This window comes from Limnoglobus roseus (assembly GCF_008254045.1).
GTDB lineage: Bacteria > Planctomycetota > Planctomycetia > Gemmatales > Gemmataceae > Limnoglobus > Limnoglobus roseus.
In genome coordinates this window covers 8,670,597-8,685,506 of record NZ_CP042425.1, presented here as the reverse complement: position 1 = coordinate 8,685,506, position 14,910 = coordinate 8,670,597, and the positions used below count along the sequence as shown (strand labels likewise).

Below are 14,910 nucleotides of genomic sequence, written 5' to 3'. Positions count from 1 at the left end.
GCGAGGGTTGCCATGGTCCGCGCGCTCGTCGTCCTTCTCGCCGCCTGTCCGGTCCACGCCGCCCCGATTCCGAAGGGCGGGGACGCGAAGTTGTACTCCCCGACCACCGTCGGGGCGAAGTGGGTGTACGACCGCGGTGACAACGGCGACGAGGCATTCGAGGTGTCGGCCGTCGAGAAGAAGGACGGCGAGTGGGTGGTGTCCCGCCAGCGGTCGGACGGGGCCGCGATCGCGTACCTGTCCGTCGCCGTGTCGGCCGCCGGGCTGACCCAACCCCGGCCGACGAGCGGCGAGTGCGGGCCGACGTGCCTGCTCAAGGCGACGGCCAAGGCGGGCGACTCGTGGGACGTGCCGGGCGGCAAGCGGACGCTCGTCGGGACGGAAAAGGTCACGGTCGGGGCGGGCACGTACACGGCCCTGAAGGTGTCGTGGGTCGCGTCCGCCGACGGGGCGCGGATCGTCCAGTGGTACGCCCCCGGCGTCGGCGAGGTGAAGAAGGTGATGACGGCGGCGGACGGGACGGAGACGGTGATGCGGTCCCTTAAGTCGTTCACGCCGGGCCCGGGCGAGAAGACGGGCGAGCCGAAGAAGGAGAAGTGACCGCGGGGTCACCGGTGACGCCGGCCGGCCCGGCCTTCGCCGGCACCTCGGCCGGGCCATATTCTTCGACCAGGATTAGTTCCACCACGTCCACGCCCGGCTTCCGTGTCGGGTCCAGGCCCTTCGCGAAGAAGTACACCATCATCAGCCGGTCGATCTCGGCGTTCCGGGCCGCCCTCAGCCGGTCCAACTGCTCCCGTCGCTCAGCCCGCGTTCGTTTCATCCTGCTGGGTGGAATGGCGGACCCTCCCAATTCGATGGACCTCATCACGCCCGCGGCGCATACCGTGTCGCTGTCGGCAAGTCTAGCCGCACCGTCCGATCCTGTCGTGTGAAAACCCGGGGGACGTCAGCCCTCGGACGCTGCTGGAATTCTGACGATGGCGACAGGAACCATGCGACGGTGGTCACGACAAGGTGGTACGATGACGGCCGCCCCTCCTGACCCCAGAAAGCGCCACACCCTCATGACCATCCCCGCACGGTTCCTCGCCGACTCGGACGAGCCCGCCCACGCCTTCGACGTCGGGGAACTCATCCTGATGCTCCGGGAACTGCCGCCCCGCCTGCCCGTCGAACCCCTCGCGGCCTTCAACGCGGGCGTGAAGTTGTCCGTCGGCGAGACCGTCCGCTCCGGCCGCACGGAAGCGGTGTTGTTCCTCGTGCCGGTCGAAGAAGGCACGGCACTCGACGAGAGCGTGGAAGTCGTTGTTTGCACTGAGACCCGCCCCGACGGCACGACTCAGAATCGTCTCATTCTTCGGAATACATCCCTCGGCGCATCGTTCTTGCAAGTACTGTCCCGCACCGCTTGCGGTCCACCGGGTCGCGGACCCGGCTTCCTCTCTCCCCTCATTTCGGAGTTCACTGCCATGTACAAGGTTCTGTTCGCACTTGTCCTTATCACCGGCCTGGGTTTCGCCGTCGGCTGCAACGGTTCGTCCTCGGCTTCGCCGGCCGTCGACAAGGCCAAGAAGGAGAAGGACGAAAAGGTTGACGCGGCGAGGAAGGAAGAGAACGCCAAGGTTAATGCCGCGAAGCGGGAAAAGGATGCCAAGGTGGACGAGGCAAAAAAGGAAGCCGATACCAAAATTGAGAACGTAAAGGAGCGAACGGCGGCGGACAAGAAGGCCGTGGCGGACGCCACGACGGCCGACCTGAGCGCGATCGACGACAAGATCAAGACGCTGGGCGGCGAGGCGAAGAAGAACGCCGAGGCCGCACGCGACACGCTCAAGAAGTCGATCGACGAAGCGAATACGGCCGCCGGCGGGGAAAAGTTCAAGGCTGCTCACGAGCAGGTGAAGTCGAAGTTGGCCGATCTGAAGAAGCAAGTTGGTCTGTAAGCGAGTTACGGTTCCAGCGCCGCCCGCGGACCATTTCCGCGGGCGGCGCTGTTTTACCCTAGCACCCGCGGTCAGTGGTACGTGTCGGCCAGGAGATCGTTCGCGTCTTCCTCCTTCCTCATCGTCCCGATTGTGCTCGCAGTTGCCGGGTTTCATCGCTACCTTGACAAGTCGGCTGAGAACGGAAAAACTCATGAACGCAGTGCGAGAGACACCGACAGTATCGGCCACTGCCGGGGCGGCGGGGTTCACGTCCGCGGGTGCTGGGTCGTGGACGGCGTGATCGGGAGGGGTGGGGGGACGGCGGAGTCGAACTCGTCTCCAAGATTGTCCCGCGCAATTGCCGGCCGATCTGGTACAGTGCTGCGGTCACGACTCCTTCAACGCTTGCGGGGCAACCATCGTGCAGACTCGCCGCCAGGGCAACATGTGGGTCATCACGACGGACCCCGTCTGGACGCGCGTGGCCATCCCCGACGGCCCTGCCAACCAGAGCATGAGCGGCATGGCCAACATGGTCGAGGCGTTCCAGTGCTGGGGCGAACGAGGCTGGGTGAACCCCGGCGAAGGGGGACTGCTCTTCCCCACGGAGAAGGCCGCCGGAGAGTACATGGCGAGTAACAAGATGAACCTGTAGACCGCCACCTCCCTTAGCGGAGAAATCGAACGACGGAAGCCGGCGGTCGGCCGGCCCACTCCTCCGAGTGACGCACGATGAGCGAGCAAGACGCCTTCCAGGCCGCGATTGACGATGACCCCGACGACCACGTGCGGCGACTCGTTTTCGCTGACTGGCTGGAAGATCGCGACGACCCGCGGGCCGAAGGATATCGCGCGCTGGGCCTGCTTCGGCGGTGTCCAAGGATTGAGGGCTCTACCAGTGATTGGCTGCGGTGCAGTTTCGACTGGAACAGCGATGATGAGTGGGTCAAGGCATGGGATGGCCGGCCGATCGGCGAGGTTTCAATGTCTGGTTGGCAATACCAACAAGGTGGGCATGTCCTACCCGCTTCGTGGGCCAAGATGCCGCCCTGCACTGGAGTCATCGGTGACATTTCCAGAGCCGATTTGGAGGACACGGTCGCCATCCTTTTCTCGCGATTGGAGCCGAAACTAAAGAAGAAGTTCCTGGGTGCCGCGACGGTCGCCGTTTGACCCGGTACTCGGTCAGACACCCCGGTCAGCCTCCAACGGTTGGCCCCTCACCCCTCTCGCACGCGATTACGTCGCCGCCACGGGCCGATCGGCGTCGGCTACATCTACCGCCCGCGGTGGGATCAGAACCCCAGAGGCGTGGAGACCGCATTCCCACCCCGCACGGCAGGAGGAACGAGATGAGCCAAGAAATCGTGTTCGACGAAGAACTGATCGTGAAGCAAGGCTGTTTCATCTGTCACTACTGGGTCCAGCTGGTCGGGGAAACGACTGTCCTGCTGCGGGATGCTCAGGGCCGGTCGGGCGGCAAAATTACGAGAGACCGCTTCCTCGGTCTTCGGAAGAAGTCGGACGCCCTGACGGAGGGTCTGCGGCGGACGGCCCCTGAGGGGGCGGCGGGCAGAACGGTGAGCGAGTGGTTGACGGAAGAGGAGAGCGACGACTTGTTGGCCGGGCAGCGAGTGGAGATCATATGGAGCGGCGGGCACGGGCCGCACGTCTACAGGACCGGTCGGGACGAGGGCGGCAACCTTTACGTTGAGAGCCCCGGACCGACCAAGTCTACCAAGTTCCCGGCTCAACTTTAGCTTCGTCGGCAAGGAGAACTATCACACGCGAGTCCGCGTACTGCCAATCTGACCCCTTTCTCGGCCAGCAGGGATAAGGCTTAAATACGAATAGGCTTAAAACACAGTGGATACGGATGCTTCATCGCGATTGGACTGTGATCGATTAAATAACCCGTTGCTGTATCAGACACGAACCGTCCTCAACGAAGAAACCGCCGCGATTCCGTCCCTGGAATCGCGGCGGCCCGTCCACGTCCCTGTGAACATCTCTCACACCTTCGGCGTCACCGTCAGCGTCCACGCGAGTTCCAACGCCTTCGCGACGAGCGGCACGGTGTTGAACCCGACCTCACGGGCCGGTTTCGTTCGCGTCCGGGGGATGGTCCGCGGGGCGTGAACGTAATCGACGGACGCCGCCATCAACTGTCGCAGGTGCGGCCCGTAGGCGTGCCCGTCGATCTCGGCCGTCACGAGGTGGGCGGCGAGGAACACGTCCTGGACCTTCCGCCGCTTGACGGCGAAGATCCACTGCTGATAGCTCTGGCAGGGCACGGTCGTCCCGCGGAGCAGGACTTCAACGAACGACAGGGCGAGGTCCAAGTCTTCCCAACTCTGCGGGGTGAAGTCGCCGAACGGGCGGTCGGCAGTCGATGTGGTCGTCATCGGGCCAGGTCTCGCGGTGGTGGGAGGGGCGGGTTAAAGGATGCTCGCGTCAGACTTGTGGGGGGCACGTCGAACCCGGCCGACTCCAGTTTGCCGATCAACGCGGCCACCTGCGCCGACAACGGGTTGTTGATGTCGAAAATGTACTCGCCGCAGAGGTCGATAATCCTCACCACTTCCGGCCCGTGCAGGTGGGTCGCGAGTCCGTGCTTCGCCCCCGTCGCGGCGGCCGTCGCCCCGCCCTCGTTGCCGTTCCGCATGGCGTGAACCCACGCGCGAAGGTTCCGGCCACTCGTCGGCCCGCCCACCCACTCCGGTCCAGGGCGGTCGCACGCGATGAGCAGTTCCGCGAAGCTCACGAGGGTCTGCACCTCGGTCCCGTTCTTCGGTTTCAACTTCGGGTACGGCGTGGCGTGCCCGGTCGGCCTCTTGCTGGCGGCGTCCAAGGCGTCCGACAGTTTCTTCGCGTCCTGAGTGTTCTGCTCCTCCGCCCGCCGGGCCGCGTCCGTCGCCTCGGCAAGTCGGTCCTGTGGGTCGGACGTGGGGGTGTCGGACGGCATGGGTAACAGTCTCCGGATTATGGTCGTCGTCGCGATGGACGATGGTAGGCGGTGACAGCGGGTTGATCGGTGCTGCTGAGGGTCACGGGCCGAAGCCGACACCAATGTTCTCTGGGAACAGGGGTCGCGACGGGCCGGCTTTCAAGAGGTCGGACAGGGCCCTGATCTCGGTCGTGTTCCGGTCTTCCGCCGCGCGGGCCGCTTCGATCGCCTCGGCCAGTCGGTCCTGGGCCGACTTCTCGTTGATGCGACTCTCGTAGATCGCTCGCGTCAGGGCTTGCTCGGCTTCCTGCGGCCCGGCACGAATGAGCGGGGCGGGCCGTCAGGCGTGGCACACGTCGAGGACGCCGTCGGCGATCATCTCCACCGCCGCGTCGAGGTGCTTGCACGTCCGCTTGAAACAGAATCCCGTACAGGAACAGCGGACCGAGCGACCCGCCTTCAGGTTCACGCCGTAGACTTCACTCCCGTCGGCCTTCGCGAAGAGAACCTGATGATCCTCCACCGCGACGGCGTAGCTGACCGTGTCCCGCTTCGACTGCACGATCGTGAGCGTGCCGAGCGACGGCGACGCGAGGTCGGAAGACGGGAGGAAGGCCCACTGGCGACCGGACTTGTGGGTCTTGCTGGCGGGTAGGGAACCGACGGTGAGGGCGAGAGCTTGACACATGAGACGGGTTCCTTCGGGACGTACCTTCGACCGGGGCGGGACGAGACGATCGTCTGCCGGAATCGGAGGGTTGCGTGAGTGGTGTTGTGAGGGTATAGTACCTTTGGGTACCAAATTCATCAATACCTTTGGGTATAAATCGGGGAAGGTTTTTCCATGCCCTTCAGTGGTCAGAAAATGCGTGAACTTCGCGAAGAGGCGGGTGTTGATCGGGAGCAACTCGCGAACGAAGTGGGATCAACGAAGCAGTACATCAGCCATCTAGAAAACGGCGTGAAGAAGAATCCGGCGTTCGATCTAGTTGAACGCTTGGCGAAGGCACTAGGGACCGAATGTACAGCGTTCGCCGCAGACGGGGTGGCCGAGCAGGAGGAACCGCCTACCCCGAAGAAGAAGCCAAGGAAGTAACCACGGACCTTGACTCGGTCGCACGCCCGACAGAAGATGTACGGCCCCGCCTTATCGAGTTCATCCGCCATGCCATCCTTCCAGTGCCCGAAGTGTGGTCCACCGAATTCTCGGAGGTCGTCATGAGGCCAAATTAGCCCGCCACGCTCGATGACGTGGACTCCAAGCTCGATGAACTGATGCTCCTGTTCCGCAAGGTCTTCAACGTGTCCGACGAGAAGGAAGCGGTATCCTCACCTCCGCCTGATTCGCCATCCCCGCCGCCGATCTACCGCACCCCGCCGGGCCACAAGGGAAGTGGTATCCCGATCTACAAGGACGTCCCAGAAGTGCGGCAACCCGGCGAACCGTGGTCGATGAAAGAGGCGACAAAGTATCTGAAGTGCTGCGTTCGCACCATCAGTAATGCGGAGAATACGGGGCGGATTCGCCTCATCCGGATCGGTACTCGCGTTCTCGTCCCTGACACGGAACTGCAAAGGGTGGCCCGAGAGGGGTTAAAGTATTCGGCTCCAGTTTTGGACAACGTGCCGATCGAGGCGGGCCGTTGAGAATCCCGCCCGTCGTGACGCCGAAGCGGAGCAGACGTGACCCGAGGACTCAACTTTACTAGGGGCGAGAATGGCCAGCGACGATCAGCGGCGGGAGTTGGACGAGAAGGTAACGGCCCTGGTTGCAGCACGGTTCGGCGGTGACTTCCGGGCGGCGTTCCGGCACTACGACGGCGACGGGGACGGCGTCATCAGCAAGGACGAACTCAAGGTGATGTTGTCGGACGCCGGGATCGGCAGCGGGTTGACTCGGTGGGCGTGGGCGAACGGGATTATGAATGAGGTGGACGCGAACCGTGATGGCGTCATCGACTGGGCCGAGTTCGAAGCCGTTTTCCCGTCCGACAGGTGAGACGCGGGACGCACGAGGTTAGCAGGAGCGTCACCGCCCGCACTCTACCGCGTCTCCAGGCAGAGGGGAAGGAAATTTGCTTCACGGCATGCGTCTGTACTCGCCAATTCATTCGGCGAATTCTTGCGTCTGGCTTCCAGCCCCGTTAGTCTGATCCTGTTGCGACACTGCGTCTCGAAGTTCCATCCCCCCGCGAAGGGTTGCAATGTTCAATCGCTTGATGCTCGGCCACGTTGTTGTTTTGGTTGCCACCACCGGACTGATTGCCGCCCCGCCGGACGCCGTTCTAAAGAGCACGGTCGAGCGGTTCGAAAAGTCGATCGCCGACGCCGAAGGGAAGCTCCGGGCGAACTTGGACAAGGCGTTAACGAGGGCGAAGGACCGAGCGGCCCGGGAGGAGATCGCGTACCAGATCGAGCAATTTGACAAGGTCCGCGAGGTGCCCGCCGGTATACCGACGAAGGAATACGTTCAGTCCCGCGACACCGCGATTTCCGCCCTGGCGTCTCAATTCGAGACGCGGATCAAGTCCCTGCGATCCGCGAAGAAGACGGCCGCGGCCGACGACCTCGAAGGCGAGTACGCGGCCCTCGTGAAGAAGGCGAGGGACTTCGGCATCGCGATGCCCGACCCGGCCCCGACACCGCTGGTCGTGATCCGGAACAAGGCGAGCGGGGGCGTGTTGGAAGCGGTCGACCCCAAGCGGGGCGGGTCGAAGGTGCTCGTGGCGAATTACGTTCAGGGCCGGGTCAACCAAGTGTGGCGGCTCGAACGCGGGGCGGGCGGGGTCGCCTTTCGCAGCGCGGGCGGGAATTTGTACCTGCACGTCCCGGCGAGTTCGCAGACCGAGGGCGAGCAACTCGTCCTGTGGGGGCCGGAGAAGGTCAACGAGCACTTCAGTTGGAAGGGCCAAGAGCGCCTCCGCGAGGTGTCCCTCGTCTCGTGCTTCAACGGGCTGGCCCTGTCGTCGAAGGTCATCACCGAGAAGGGACAGACGGCAACGTATCTCACGCAAGAAAAACTGCCAGAGAAGCCCACGGTCGATCAAGTTTGGAAGATCGAAGTCCAGAAATAATTGCCGGAAGGGTCGGCCACGTCGCGAGGCGAGAAGGCGTCCCCCATCGGCGTTGCAGCCTCCGCCGCGTGGCAGGTGCGGGAGGCGGCGTGCTGCTCATCCTGTCCGACTCTGGGGTAAACCTGGGTGTGAAGTGGATCGGCCCGCGACGGCGATCGTTCCAGACAATCTCGCAGGCCGTCGCGGAACTGTTCGCCGAACGCCTCTCACGTTGCGCGCCTTCACTCCTGGCCCACTCACCGGCACGGCGGTGGTGGCGGCGGTGTGTAGTACGCGGGCGGCAGTTGCGCGGGTGCCGGGACGTATTCCACAACCGTTCGCTTGCAACTTCGGTGGTGGCAGCAGCCGGCGGCCGTGAGCGAGGACAGGACAACGGCGAAGAGAACGTGACGCATGGTGTGCCTCCTGGTGGACGGGATGGTCACTCCCTTACACGGCACATCATAAGCCGCGCGACTTGAGCCTATCGGCCCGAATCCCCCGGATTTCTCCGAGCGGTGGCGAACCTTGCGGGTTAGTTAACCTCGGTAAACGCTTGACGGCGGGCCGCATCAGTTGCGCGGCCCGCCGTCGGGTGAAGTATTGATCCCGGCCGTTCAGAACGCCAACTTCTCCGCGAACAGTTCCTCGAACTCGGCCCATTCGATTTGACAATCCCCGTTCATGGCGGTCTCGGCGATGGTGCCCTGCGTCCACGCGGACCGCGTTTCCGAACTGCTCACGTTGGCGTCGGTCAGGAACGCCTTCAGTTCGCGGTTGCTTAGGCGATTGTCACCGTTCGCGTCGTACATCCCGAACGCCATCGCCAAGTCCCCGGCGAACCGGGCGGCGACGTAAGCCCCGACCTGTTCCCGCAACTGCTGACGGTGGAATTCGCTGGCCATGACCGATCCCCAAAGGTGAGACAAGAAGCGTCGGGCCGGAAGCCGGCTGACTGCCCCGCTCAACACTGTAGCATATCCCGTGCCGTGGACAATATCGCCACTCTGGCACCGACGTAGCCGCAAGGGGCCGGTGAATCCCCGCCCTACGGCGACTGCCTCAGCCGCACCGTCGGCACGATCTTCCCGATCACGCCCGTTACACTTGCTCTGACGCCGTGAAGTGCACCGACGATGTCCCTATTTCGATCACGATCCCCCTCGATCCTTACTCGCAACGGTCTGCCAGCCGTCGCTCACGCCGCCGCACCGCTCGGCGATGGCGGACAGTTTCTCCTCAACCGCACTGATCGCGTCGTGCGTTGCGGCGATGGCGGCCACGACCCGCACCGTCAACCCGCCCCCTGCGTCGGTCTCGCCGACACGAGCCTCGATGGCGTCGCTACGGACGCGAGCGGCCATCCGATCGGCATCCGCCCGCTCATCGAAGTGGAAGTCGAACGCGACGGCGTGATCGTTCGACACGTCGTAGCCAGCCCGGAGGGCGGCGTCCAAGTGCTGTTGCACGGCGTCCTCGGCCGGCGGGATGGGGGCGTTCGGGTCGGAGTTGGGATGGTTCAGTTTCGCGTCCTTGATGATAGAGTTAGGGCGTCGGCCGTGTCGAGTGACCGGTCGGTCAATGCGACGTCCGCAACCTGTAGCCTTTTGGCAGGCCAAACGCCCTTCTGATCAAGATGCCCACGCCAACGATGGCAATGGCGGAGATGAATGCGAGCATATTTCAGGGTGAGAGGCGGGCGGCGTGCCATTGTATACTGCATCGGCTCAGCCCGACCTTGATACCGTTGGCAATTCCCCCTGTTGCGGGCGTGAACGTCGGCCACCGAAGTCGGTGGTGAAGGAGGAGAGAAAAACAAACTATCGCTTCCGGAAGACGGCGGGGGCATGGCGTGTGCGGTGTCCATAGTGGCCCTGCGCTTAATGTCACCACAAAGGCGGGCACCGCCCGCCCCCAACAAGGACTCCCATGTTCTCACTTATCAGTTGGTTGATCGTCGGCCTCATCGTCGGATTCATTGCCCGCGCCATCGTACCCGGCCGGCAGCCCATTGGCGTCCTCCTGACGGTCGCCCTCGGCGTGGTGGGGGCAGTCGTCGGGGGCTTCATCTCGTCCGCCCTATGGCCGACGTGGGCGGACGAGCCGGACGTGAACCGCATGTGGCCGGGGTGGCTCATGTCGATCGCGGGGGCTGTGGTCGTGCTATGGGCCTACGTCGCCCTGACCGGGCGGCGCACCTTGGCGACGCGGTACTGAGTGTGACAACCCGTTCTACGCCGGGGCGGTGGCTTCACCGCCCCGGCTCGCATTCAAAAGGAGCCGAACATGGCCGACGATCAGCCGAAGGGTGAACCGACGCCGGAAAACATCCGCGACGACATGCAGACGACCCGCGCCCACTTGGGTGCCGGCGTGCAGGCCCTCGGCGACAAGGCCATGGGGTACGCCCAGGATGCGGCCGACGCCGTTGAGGGAGCGTGTCGGAGTACCATGGATGCGCTGCACGGTCTCCAACACGCAGTAGCCGACGGGGCGTCGGTGGCTCGGCACGCCGTGACCGATGCGACCGACGCGGTCGGTCGGGCTTTTGACGTCCGACATCACATCCGACAACGCCCGTGGCTGGCGGTCGCCGTGGCAGTCGCCGCCGGTGTCGCCTGCGGACGCTTCTTGGCGCGCAGATGAGGGCAACTATACAAAATGGGGCACCGGAGCAGTGGGTCGTTTACAAGGCGAAGGTTACGGGCAACTTGGCCGGCCAGAATGCCGTCTGCACTCAGGAGCAGTGGGACGAGTTTGAGCGGACCCGGCCCGGCCGACACATCTTAATCCGCGACCACATCGGGACCGAGACCGAGGCCGAGCAACTGGCCCGGTCCCTCCAGAGGCCCAAACCCCCGAAGGGGGACGAACTCCGGACCGTAGCCGCTCGAAAGCGGCAGGCGGAACGGCTGGCCCGGCTGGCGGTTCAAGCGGTGCGTAAGCCCGAATTGCCCCCCCGCCGCCGAGGTCGCCTCCGCTCCCGAGTGACACGGCGGCGACCTGGAGGTGTGGGTCGTAATGGCCGGGTCTGTGCTCGTCGAGTGGGTGCTGATCTCCCGATGGCGGTGCGGGCTGCGAGATGCGCGAGGGGGATACCGGCGGTCCCGGAGTGACGACATACAATCACCTCTCGCCGGAGGTGGCGTCATGCCGACCGACAACGTCCATCGCTCGCCGCTCGTTGGGGCCGCTGCGGTCGCCTTCGCCGTGGCAACTCTGTCGGCCGTGGCTGTCGTCGCGGCCGTGGACCTTTTCGACCTGAGTTGGGCGGGCGTACAAGAGATCATCTCCAACGTTGGCGACGCCTTTCGGGCCGCCTCACTCGTTCTGGTGGCAGGTGTGGCGGTAACGGTTGGCCCCGTGCTGGTGGCCGATCGGCGGGGCGGACGGGAGCGGCCGTTGGCCCACGTTGCGGGCGTGTGCGTGACTGTGGCCGTCGTGTTATGGGCGGCGGTGGCTATCGCGGCTGCACGACGGGACACGCCGGGCGAGAGGGAGCGTCGTCAAGATTGGGAGCGGTTTCGGGCGGACGCCGTGGGCGGGAATGGGCGATGAGCGACGGCCATGCCCTTCTCGCCGCCGTCCTCGCGTCCCCCGGCGACGATCTGCCCCGCCTCGTCTACGGCGACTGGTTGGAGGAGAACGGTGAGCCGGAGTGGGCGGCAGTCATCCGCGTCATGTGTGCTCAGCCCCACGAGTTCGATGCGGACGTGCAGGTCGAGCGGATGGGGGCGGGTCGGCCCGTGCCAGCCGTAACTACGACTCTCGCGTGGCTGGAGTCGCATGCCCCACACCACCTCAGTATGCTGCTCGGCGGCAGGAAGTGCGGTCGCGTGTCGAACGAGCGGCCGTGGGTGACGGGGTGTCCTTCGCTCGGGTTGAGGGTGGAATGGCGGCGGGGTTTCATTGCGCTAGTGCAGGGGTCGATCGAGGTGGTACAAACTCATCTGCCACGAATCGTCGCCCGTCATCCGGTCGAGCGGGCGGACGCGACGAACAAGGAACCGTTCCGGGCCGAGTGGTTAGGGAACGACTCTCTGTACTCGTGGCGGGGGATCACCGGCGACGATGCCGGGCCGCACGACCTACCTCCGCGACTCTTCGATCTGTTGCCCGGTCATCGGTATTGCGGTCCCGGATGGGATCATTTCAGGAACTATCCCACTCCAGAGTCGTCCCTCACCGCCCTCTCCGCCGCCTTGCTCATTGAGGCCCTCGCCGCCCTCACGTAACGCTGACGCCGCTGTTGGCATCAACTCGCCGCCGCACCGCCACCCGCACCCTCGCGACTGATCCTGGCATTCGCGAATCGGCGACGCACGCCACGACGGCTGTACACTTCGCCTTGCACAACCCCACTGCGCCTACGTCGATGACCGCCCAACCCGACCGGTCCACCACGTTCGCGAGGTAACGGACCGCCCGTTCCGTCTCCAAAAACTGCCCCTCTGACTGTCAGCCTCCGGGCGATATAGTTCTTTCTGGCAGCATGGCAGCAAGGGTTGATTCATATCCAACATGAACGCGAAGGGTTGGAAAAACATTCAACAAAAATTGACAATCGTCGTCTACATCACCCGGCAAGATCTAGCATGATGAACCGCCCAACCAACTGCCCAACTCAGGAGACTGACATGACAGCTACCATCGACCCCGCACGCCTCGGCCTGCGCATCGTCCGGACGCCCGAACTGATGCAGCTCACCGGATTCTCGCGGCCGACGCTGCGCAAACTTGAACTGGCGAGCCTGCTTCCGGCGTGCTTCCGGGCTGGCGAACGGGGCGGGAAGTACTGGCGGCGAGATCAGATCGAAGCTTGGTTGGCCGGTCGTCAGGCGACGGCGGCAGTCTGTTAATGAATAGGCCCGCCCGGATTGGCGTCCGTGGCGGGTCTGAAATCGAACGGCAGCAGCAGGGGTCAACATCACCAAGGCGACTGATTGGCGTCAGTCATCGAGCAACGGAAGGGTAATCGCGTGATCGACAGGCACATTATAGTCCCATCTTTGAGCCGCTTACCGTGCTGCAATATCATCGCGCGGAATTTCTCGCACCCCGCCGCTCTCTCTCCACGCCCCCGCCCGCCGTAGTCCGCCGCACGCCGATGGGCCGCGATGGGGCCGCCGCGATGTGAAACCCCGGATGTTATGTGTTGTGTTGTGTGTTGTGTGCAGTTAAAGGTGTCGTTGATGTTGTTGTTAAAGGCGTGCTGTTGAGGATCTGTGTTATGGCAATTCACCCGAATCAGTCCATCATGGACCTCGGCGTCGGCGTCGAGCGATTTCAGGACGAAAAAAACGACTACAAACCCGAAACCAGGACCATGTGGCCGACGCGAGACCACGAGGGCCAGTACACGGGCATTCTCATCCGCGAGCGGGATGGGCGAAAGTCTCAGGTCAAGAAGAGCCGGCAGCACTTCTACTACGCCGACCATTGGGTGACTTCGACCAGCCCGGCCGTCCTGTTCGTCGAGGGCGGGTTGAGCACAGCGGGGAATATCTCCGCTGAACTGTGCGTGATCGGCCGGCCGACGAAAACGATCCGTGTGAAGTAGGCCGACAAAGCCGCTGCTCTGCTGAAGAAGCTACCGGAGAAGAAGATCGTCCTCGTCGTCGCCGACAACGACGAGCGGATTAACGACGACGGTGTTAAGGAGTGGCCCGGTAAGGACGGGGCGGAAGCGACTCGCGACGAACTCCGCAAGCGTCTGCCGGACTGGGACATTCGCGTCGTATACCCGCCGGCCAACTACAAGGACACGCGCGACTATCTCACCAGCGACACGATGAAGGACGTGCCGTGGAAGTCGCGAGGAAAACTCCTCCTGGACTTCCTGCTGTCGCCGAACGCGAAGGGCGGGGCAGCGAAAGACGAGGACGGTCCGCCGGGATCGTCGCCACCACCGACGGATTCGTCCGACTGGTTCGGCGACTGGACGATCGAACTCTTTTCGGGCAAGCCGCCCGTGCGGTTCGCCGTCGCGCCGGACGGGCACCCGCTAACGGCCCTGGCTGGCCCATACGCGAGTGATCGGCCCTCGGACGGGAAAAAAGCGGGCGTGAACGAAAGTGCGTGTAATGCGATTTTAGGAGTTCCGGCGGGAGATGGCGTGGTCACTCCCGCCGGAACTATCCGTCAGACGCTGGCGGGGAATTCCTTGAGTTGCTTCACCAATCCGTCGACGGTCGCCTTGCTCCACGCCCCGCCGTCGGCCGCGTACACCGTCCGGTCGAACGTCTTCGAGGCGTCCTTGGTGATCTTGTCGTTGCAGAACGTCGCGCTCTGGACGGCCGTGATGAACGCCTTCAGGGCTTCGAGGAGGGGCTTGGCGTTGCTCGGCGCGAACTGGCCCACGCTCCCCGCCTTCTCCCAGTGCAGGAACTCGGCCCCGGCCACGAGCATTTGCTCGCTCGCCTTCTGGCGGAGGGTCGCGTAGTTCGCCAGTCGGTCGACGATCTGCTTCGCCGCCGTGACGTAACTGTCGACGTTCTTCTCAAGCTTCTCGACTTGGGTGAAGAACTTGGGGTACTTGCTCTTGATCGCCTCCTTGTAGCTGACGATGGCCTTCTTCAAGTCCTCGGCGGACTTCAGGGCGACCTTCGGCCCCTTCGGGGCTTGCTCGTGGAACTTGGCGAGGGCGTCCCCCATGCTCACCTTGGCGGCCCCCTTTGGGACCGGGCCGTTCTCCTTCTTGTCGCGCTCGGCGACCCACTTATCGCGCTTCCAGATCAGGTCCACGTAGACGAGCTTCTCCATACTGTCGCGTCTCCGGGCGAAGGGTGCGGGCGGTGAAAACAGTACGGCGAGACCGGCACGCGGGATGTCGAGTCGTGACACTTTTTTACTTCCATCCTTGCGATATCTTTGAAGTGAACACCCATCCGACGGTCCGCCGTTATCTCGCGTCGCCGTGCTCCGGTCGCCGCCGCGGGTGCCCTCACAACTTGCCGCGCCCCGTGCGGATCAGCAGCGATTC

The 14,910-nt window shown here is 64.0% G+C and carries 23 protein-coding genes; 15 read left to right on the top strand and 8 right to left on the bottom strand.

All coding sequences use genetic code 11. The features are described from left to right. Nucleotides 1-12 precede the first annotated feature (12 nt). Nucleotides 13-600 carry a hypothetical protein gene (locus tag PX52LOC_RS37195; protein WP_149114835.1) on the top strand — a complete coding sequence of 196 codons (588 nt, stop codon included), beginning with the start codon at nt 13-15 and terminating at the stop codon, nt 598-600. On the opposite strand, the gene PX52LOC_RS37190 is transcribed toward PX52LOC_RS37195, so the two are convergent. Continuing rightward, nucleotides 551-823, bottom strand: coding sequence for a hypothetical protein (locus PX52LOC_RS37190; RefSeq protein WP_149114834.1), 273 nt, complete (start codon nt 821-823; stop codon nt 551-553). The genes PX52LOC_RS37195 and PX52LOC_RS37190 overlap by 50 nt on opposite strands. Nucleotides 824-1,067: 244 nt before the next feature. Here PX52LOC_RS37190 and PX52LOC_RS37185 point away from each other — a divergent pair, with 244 nt between their 5' ends. The 4 genes from PX52LOC_RS37185 to PX52LOC_RS37170 all read left to right on the top strand — a co-directional run bounded on the left by PX52LOC_RS37185 (nt 1,068) and on the right by PX52LOC_RS37170 (nt 3,688). Then, nucleotides 1,068-1,946 carry a hypothetical protein gene (locus PX52LOC_RS37185; RefSeq protein WP_149114833.1) on the top strand — a complete coding sequence of 293 codons (879 nt, stop codon included), beginning with the start codon at nt 1,068-1,070 and terminating at the stop codon, nt 1,944-1,946. 403 nt (nt 1,947-2,349) lie between these two features. Beyond that, on the top strand, nt 2,350-2,583 hold the full coding sequence (locus tag PX52LOC_RS37180; RefSeq protein ID WP_149114832.1) for a hypothetical protein: 234 nt from the start codon (nt 2,350-2,352) through the stop codon (nt 2,581-2,583). 77 nt (nt 2,584-2,660) lie between these two features. Continuing rightward, nucleotides 2,661-3,101, top strand: a complete 441-nt coding sequence (locus tag PX52LOC_RS37175; protein ID WP_149114831.1) for a TIGR02996 domain-containing protein — start codon at nt 2,661-2,663, stop codon at nt 3,099-3,101. 179 nt (nt 3,102-3,280) lie between these two features. Next, nucleotides 3,281-3,688 carry a hypothetical protein gene (locus PX52LOC_RS37170; RefSeq protein ID WP_149114830.1) on the top strand — a complete coding sequence of 136 codons (408 nt, stop codon included), beginning with the start codon at nt 3,281-3,283 and terminating at the stop codon, nt 3,686-3,688. 252 nt (nt 3,689-3,940) lie between these two features. Here the strand turns inward: PX52LOC_RS37170 and PX52LOC_RS37165 are convergent, their stop codons facing one another. The 3 genes from PX52LOC_RS37165 to PX52LOC_RS37155 all read right to left on the bottom strand — a co-directional run bounded on the left by PX52LOC_RS37165 (nt 3,941) and on the right by PX52LOC_RS37155 (nt 5,563). After that, entirely contained in the window at nt 3,941-4,333 is a 393-nt protein-coding gene (locus PX52LOC_RS37165) for a hypothetical protein (protein WP_149114829.1), read from the bottom strand. Further along, a complete protein-coding gene (locus PX52LOC_RS37160; RefSeq protein ID WP_149114828.1) occupies nt 4,330-4,893 on the bottom strand; it encodes a hypothetical protein in 564 nt (187 codons plus the stop codon). Before PX52LOC_RS37160 ends, PX52LOC_RS37165 begins: the two co-directional genes overlap by 4 nt. A 322-nt stretch (nt 4,894-5,215) precedes the next feature. Beyond that, complete coding sequence (locus tag PX52LOC_RS37155) at nt 5,216-5,563, bottom strand: hypothetical protein (protein WP_149114827.1); 348 nt, start codon at nt 5,561-5,563, stop codon at nt 5,216-5,218. 177 nt (nt 5,564-5,740) lie between these two features. On the opposite strand from PX52LOC_RS37155, the gene PX52LOC_RS37150 reads away from it, so the two are divergent. From PX52LOC_RS37150 to PX52LOC_RS37135, 4 genes are all read left to right on the top strand, one after another. After that, nucleotides 5,741-5,971 carry a helix-turn-helix transcriptional regulator gene (locus PX52LOC_RS37150; RefSeq protein ID WP_168219442.1) on the top strand — a complete coding sequence of 77 codons (231 nt, stop codon included), beginning with the start codon at nt 5,741-5,743 and terminating at the stop codon, nt 5,969-5,971. 155 nt (nt 5,972-6,126) lie between these two features. Continuing rightward, complete coding sequence (locus tag PX52LOC_RS37145) at nt 6,127-6,522, top strand: hypothetical protein (protein ID WP_149114825.1); 396 nt, start codon at nt 6,127-6,129, stop codon at nt 6,520-6,522. Nucleotides 6,523-6,592: 70 nt separating this feature from the next. Beyond that, nucleotides 6,593-6,874 (top strand): EF-hand domain-containing protein, encoded by a 282-nt coding sequence (locus PX52LOC_RS37140; protein WP_149114824.1) that lies wholly within the window; start codon nt 6,593-6,595, stop codon nt 6,872-6,874. Between the two features lie 205 nt (nt 6,875-7,079). Next, entirely contained in the window at nt 7,080-7,949 is an 870-nt protein-coding gene (locus PX52LOC_RS37135) for an RICIN domain-containing protein (RefSeq protein ID WP_149114823.1), read from the top strand. Nucleotides 7,950-8,185: 236 nt separating this feature from the next. Here the strand turns inward: PX52LOC_RS37135 and PX52LOC_RS41400 are convergent, their stop codons facing one another. The 3 genes from PX52LOC_RS41400 to PX52LOC_RS37125 form a co-directional block, all read right to left on the bottom strand. Continuing rightward, nucleotides 8,186-8,344, bottom strand: coding sequence for a hypothetical protein (locus PX52LOC_RS41400; RefSeq protein ID WP_168219441.1), 159 nt, complete (start codon nt 8,342-8,344; stop codon nt 8,186-8,188). Between the two features lie 201 nt (nt 8,345-8,545). Then, nucleotides 8,546-8,833, bottom strand: a complete 288-nt coding sequence (locus PX52LOC_RS37130) for an EF-hand domain-containing protein (protein WP_149114822.1) — start codon at nt 8,831-8,833, stop codon at nt 8,546-8,548. Between the two features lie 246 nt (nt 8,834-9,079). Beyond that, a complete protein-coding gene (locus PX52LOC_RS37125; protein WP_168219440.1) occupies nt 9,080-9,397 on the bottom strand; it encodes a ribonuclease E inhibitor RraB in 318 nt (105 codons plus the stop codon). A gap of 460 nt (nt 9,398-9,857) precedes the next feature. Here PX52LOC_RS37125 and PX52LOC_RS37120 point away from each other — a divergent pair, with 460 nt between their 5' ends. The 6 genes from PX52LOC_RS37120 to PX52LOC_RS37090 all read left to right on the top strand — a co-directional run bounded on the left by PX52LOC_RS37120 (nt 9,858) and on the right by PX52LOC_RS37090 (nt 13,488). After that, nucleotides 9,858-10,145 carry a GlsB/YeaQ/YmgE family stress response membrane protein gene (locus PX52LOC_RS37120; protein ID WP_149114820.1) on the top strand — a complete coding sequence of 96 codons (288 nt, stop codon included), beginning with the start codon at nt 9,858-9,860 and terminating at the stop codon, nt 10,143-10,145. A gap of 69 nt (nt 10,146-10,214) precedes the next feature. Further along, entirely contained in the window at nt 10,215-10,574 is a 360-nt protein-coding gene (locus PX52LOC_RS37115; protein WP_149114819.1) for a DUF3618 domain-containing protein, read from the top strand. Between the two features lie 504 nt (nt 10,575-11,078). After that, nucleotides 11,079-11,486 carry a hypothetical protein gene (locus tag PX52LOC_RS37105; protein ID WP_149114818.1) on the top strand — a complete coding sequence of 136 codons (408 nt, stop codon included), beginning with the start codon at nt 11,079-11,081 and terminating at the stop codon, nt 11,484-11,486. Continuing rightward, entirely contained in the window at nt 11,483-12,163 is a 681-nt protein-coding gene (locus PX52LOC_RS37100) for a TIGR02996 domain-containing protein (RefSeq protein ID WP_149114817.1), read from the top strand. The genes PX52LOC_RS37105 and PX52LOC_RS37100 overlap by 4 nt, the downstream gene beginning before the upstream one ends. A gap of 402 nt (nt 12,164-12,565) precedes the next feature. After that, nucleotides 12,566-12,787: a helix-turn-helix transcriptional regulator gene (locus tag PX52LOC_RS37095; RefSeq protein WP_149114816.1), complete on the top strand. Its 222-nt coding sequence runs from the start codon at nt 12,566-12,568 to the stop codon at nt 12,785-12,787. Nucleotides 12,788-13,158: 371 nt separating this feature from the next. Further along, nucleotides 13,159-13,488 carry a hypothetical protein gene (locus PX52LOC_RS37090; RefSeq protein WP_149114815.1) on the top strand — a complete coding sequence of 110 codons (330 nt, stop codon included), beginning with the start codon at nt 13,159-13,161 and terminating at the stop codon, nt 13,486-13,488. 581 nt (nt 13,489-14,069) lie between these two features. On the opposite strand, the gene PX52LOC_RS37085 is transcribed toward PX52LOC_RS37090, so the two are convergent. After that, entirely contained in the window at nt 14,070-14,690 is a 621-nt protein-coding gene (locus PX52LOC_RS37085) for a hypothetical protein (protein ID WP_149114814.1), read from the bottom strand. Between the last annotated feature and the right edge of the window lie 220 nt (nt 14,691-14,910).

Bases quoted from the DNA above. Each gene is read 5' to 3' on its own strand.
- PX52LOC_RS37195 (WP_149114835.1), top strand. From the start codon at position 13: ATGGTCCGCGCGCTCGTCGTCCTTCTCGCCGCCTGTCCGGTCCACGCC.
- PX52LOC_RS37190 (WP_149114834.1), bottom strand. From the start codon at position 823: ATGAAACGAACGCGGGCTGAGCGACGGGAGCAGTTGGACCGGCTGAGG.
- PX52LOC_RS37185 (WP_149114833.1), top strand. From the start codon at position 1,068: ATGACCATCCCCGCACGGTTCCTCGCCGACTCGGACGAGCCCGCCCAC.
- PX52LOC_RS37175 (WP_149114831.1), top strand. From the start codon at position 2,661: ATGAGCGAGCAAGACGCCTTCCAGGCCGCGATTGACGATGACCCCGAC.
- PX52LOC_RS37170 (WP_149114830.1), top strand. From the start codon at position 3,281: ATGAGCCAAGAAATCGTGTTCGACGAAGAACTGATCGTGAAGCAAGGC.
- PX52LOC_RS37165 (WP_149114829.1), bottom strand. From the start codon at position 4,333: ATGACGACCACATCGACTGCCGACCGCCCGTTCGGCGACTTCACCCCG.
- PX52LOC_RS37160 (WP_149114828.1), bottom strand. From the start codon at position 4,893: ATGCCGTCCGACACCCCCACGTCCGACCCACAGGACCGACTTGCCGAG.
- PX52LOC_RS37155 (WP_149114827.1), bottom strand. From the start codon at position 5,563: ATGTGTCAAGCTCTCGCCCTCACCGTCGGTTCCCTACCCGCCAGCAAG.
- PX52LOC_RS37150 (WP_168219442.1), top strand. From the start codon at position 5,741: ATGCGTGAACTTCGCGAAGAGGCGGGTGTTGATCGGGAGCAACTCGCG.
- PX52LOC_RS37140 (WP_149114824.1), top strand. From the start codon at position 6,593: ATGGCCAGCGACGATCAGCGGCGGGAGTTGGACGAGAAGGTAACGGCC.
- PX52LOC_RS37135 (WP_149114823.1), top strand. From the start codon at position 7,080: ATGTTCAATCGCTTGATGCTCGGCCACGTTGTTGTTTTGGTTGCCACC.
- PX52LOC_RS41400 (WP_168219441.1), bottom strand. From the start codon at position 8,344: ATGCGTCACGTTCTCTTCGCCGTTGTCCTGTCCTCGCTCACGGCCGCC.
- PX52LOC_RS37130 (WP_149114822.1), bottom strand. From the start codon at position 8,833: ATGGCCAGCGAATTCCACCGTCAGCAGTTGCGGGAACAGGTCGGGGCT.
- PX52LOC_RS37120 (WP_149114820.1), top strand. From the start codon at position 9,858: ATGTTCTCACTTATCAGTTGGTTGATCGTCGGCCTCATCGTCGGATTC.
- PX52LOC_RS37115 (WP_149114819.1), top strand. From the start codon at position 10,215: ATGGCCGACGATCAGCCGAAGGGTGAACCGACGCCGGAAAACATCCGC.
- PX52LOC_RS37105 (WP_149114818.1), top strand. From the start codon at position 11,079: ATGCCGACCGACAACGTCCATCGCTCGCCGCTCGTTGGGGCCGCTGCG.
- PX52LOC_RS37100 (WP_149114817.1), top strand. From the start codon at position 11,483: ATGAGCGACGGCCATGCCCTTCTCGCCGCCGTCCTCGCGTCCCCCGGC.
- PX52LOC_RS37095 (WP_149114816.1), top strand. From the start codon at position 12,566: ATGACAGCTACCATCGACCCCGCACGCCTCGGCCTGCGCATCGTCCGG.
- PX52LOC_RS37090 (WP_149114815.1), top strand. From the start codon at position 13,159: ATGGCAATTCACCCGAATCAGTCCATCATGGACCTCGGCGTCGGCGTC.
- PX52LOC_RS37085 (WP_149114814.1), bottom strand. From the start codon at position 14,690: ATGGAGAAGCTCGTCTACGTGGACCTGATCTGGAAGCGCGATAAGTGG.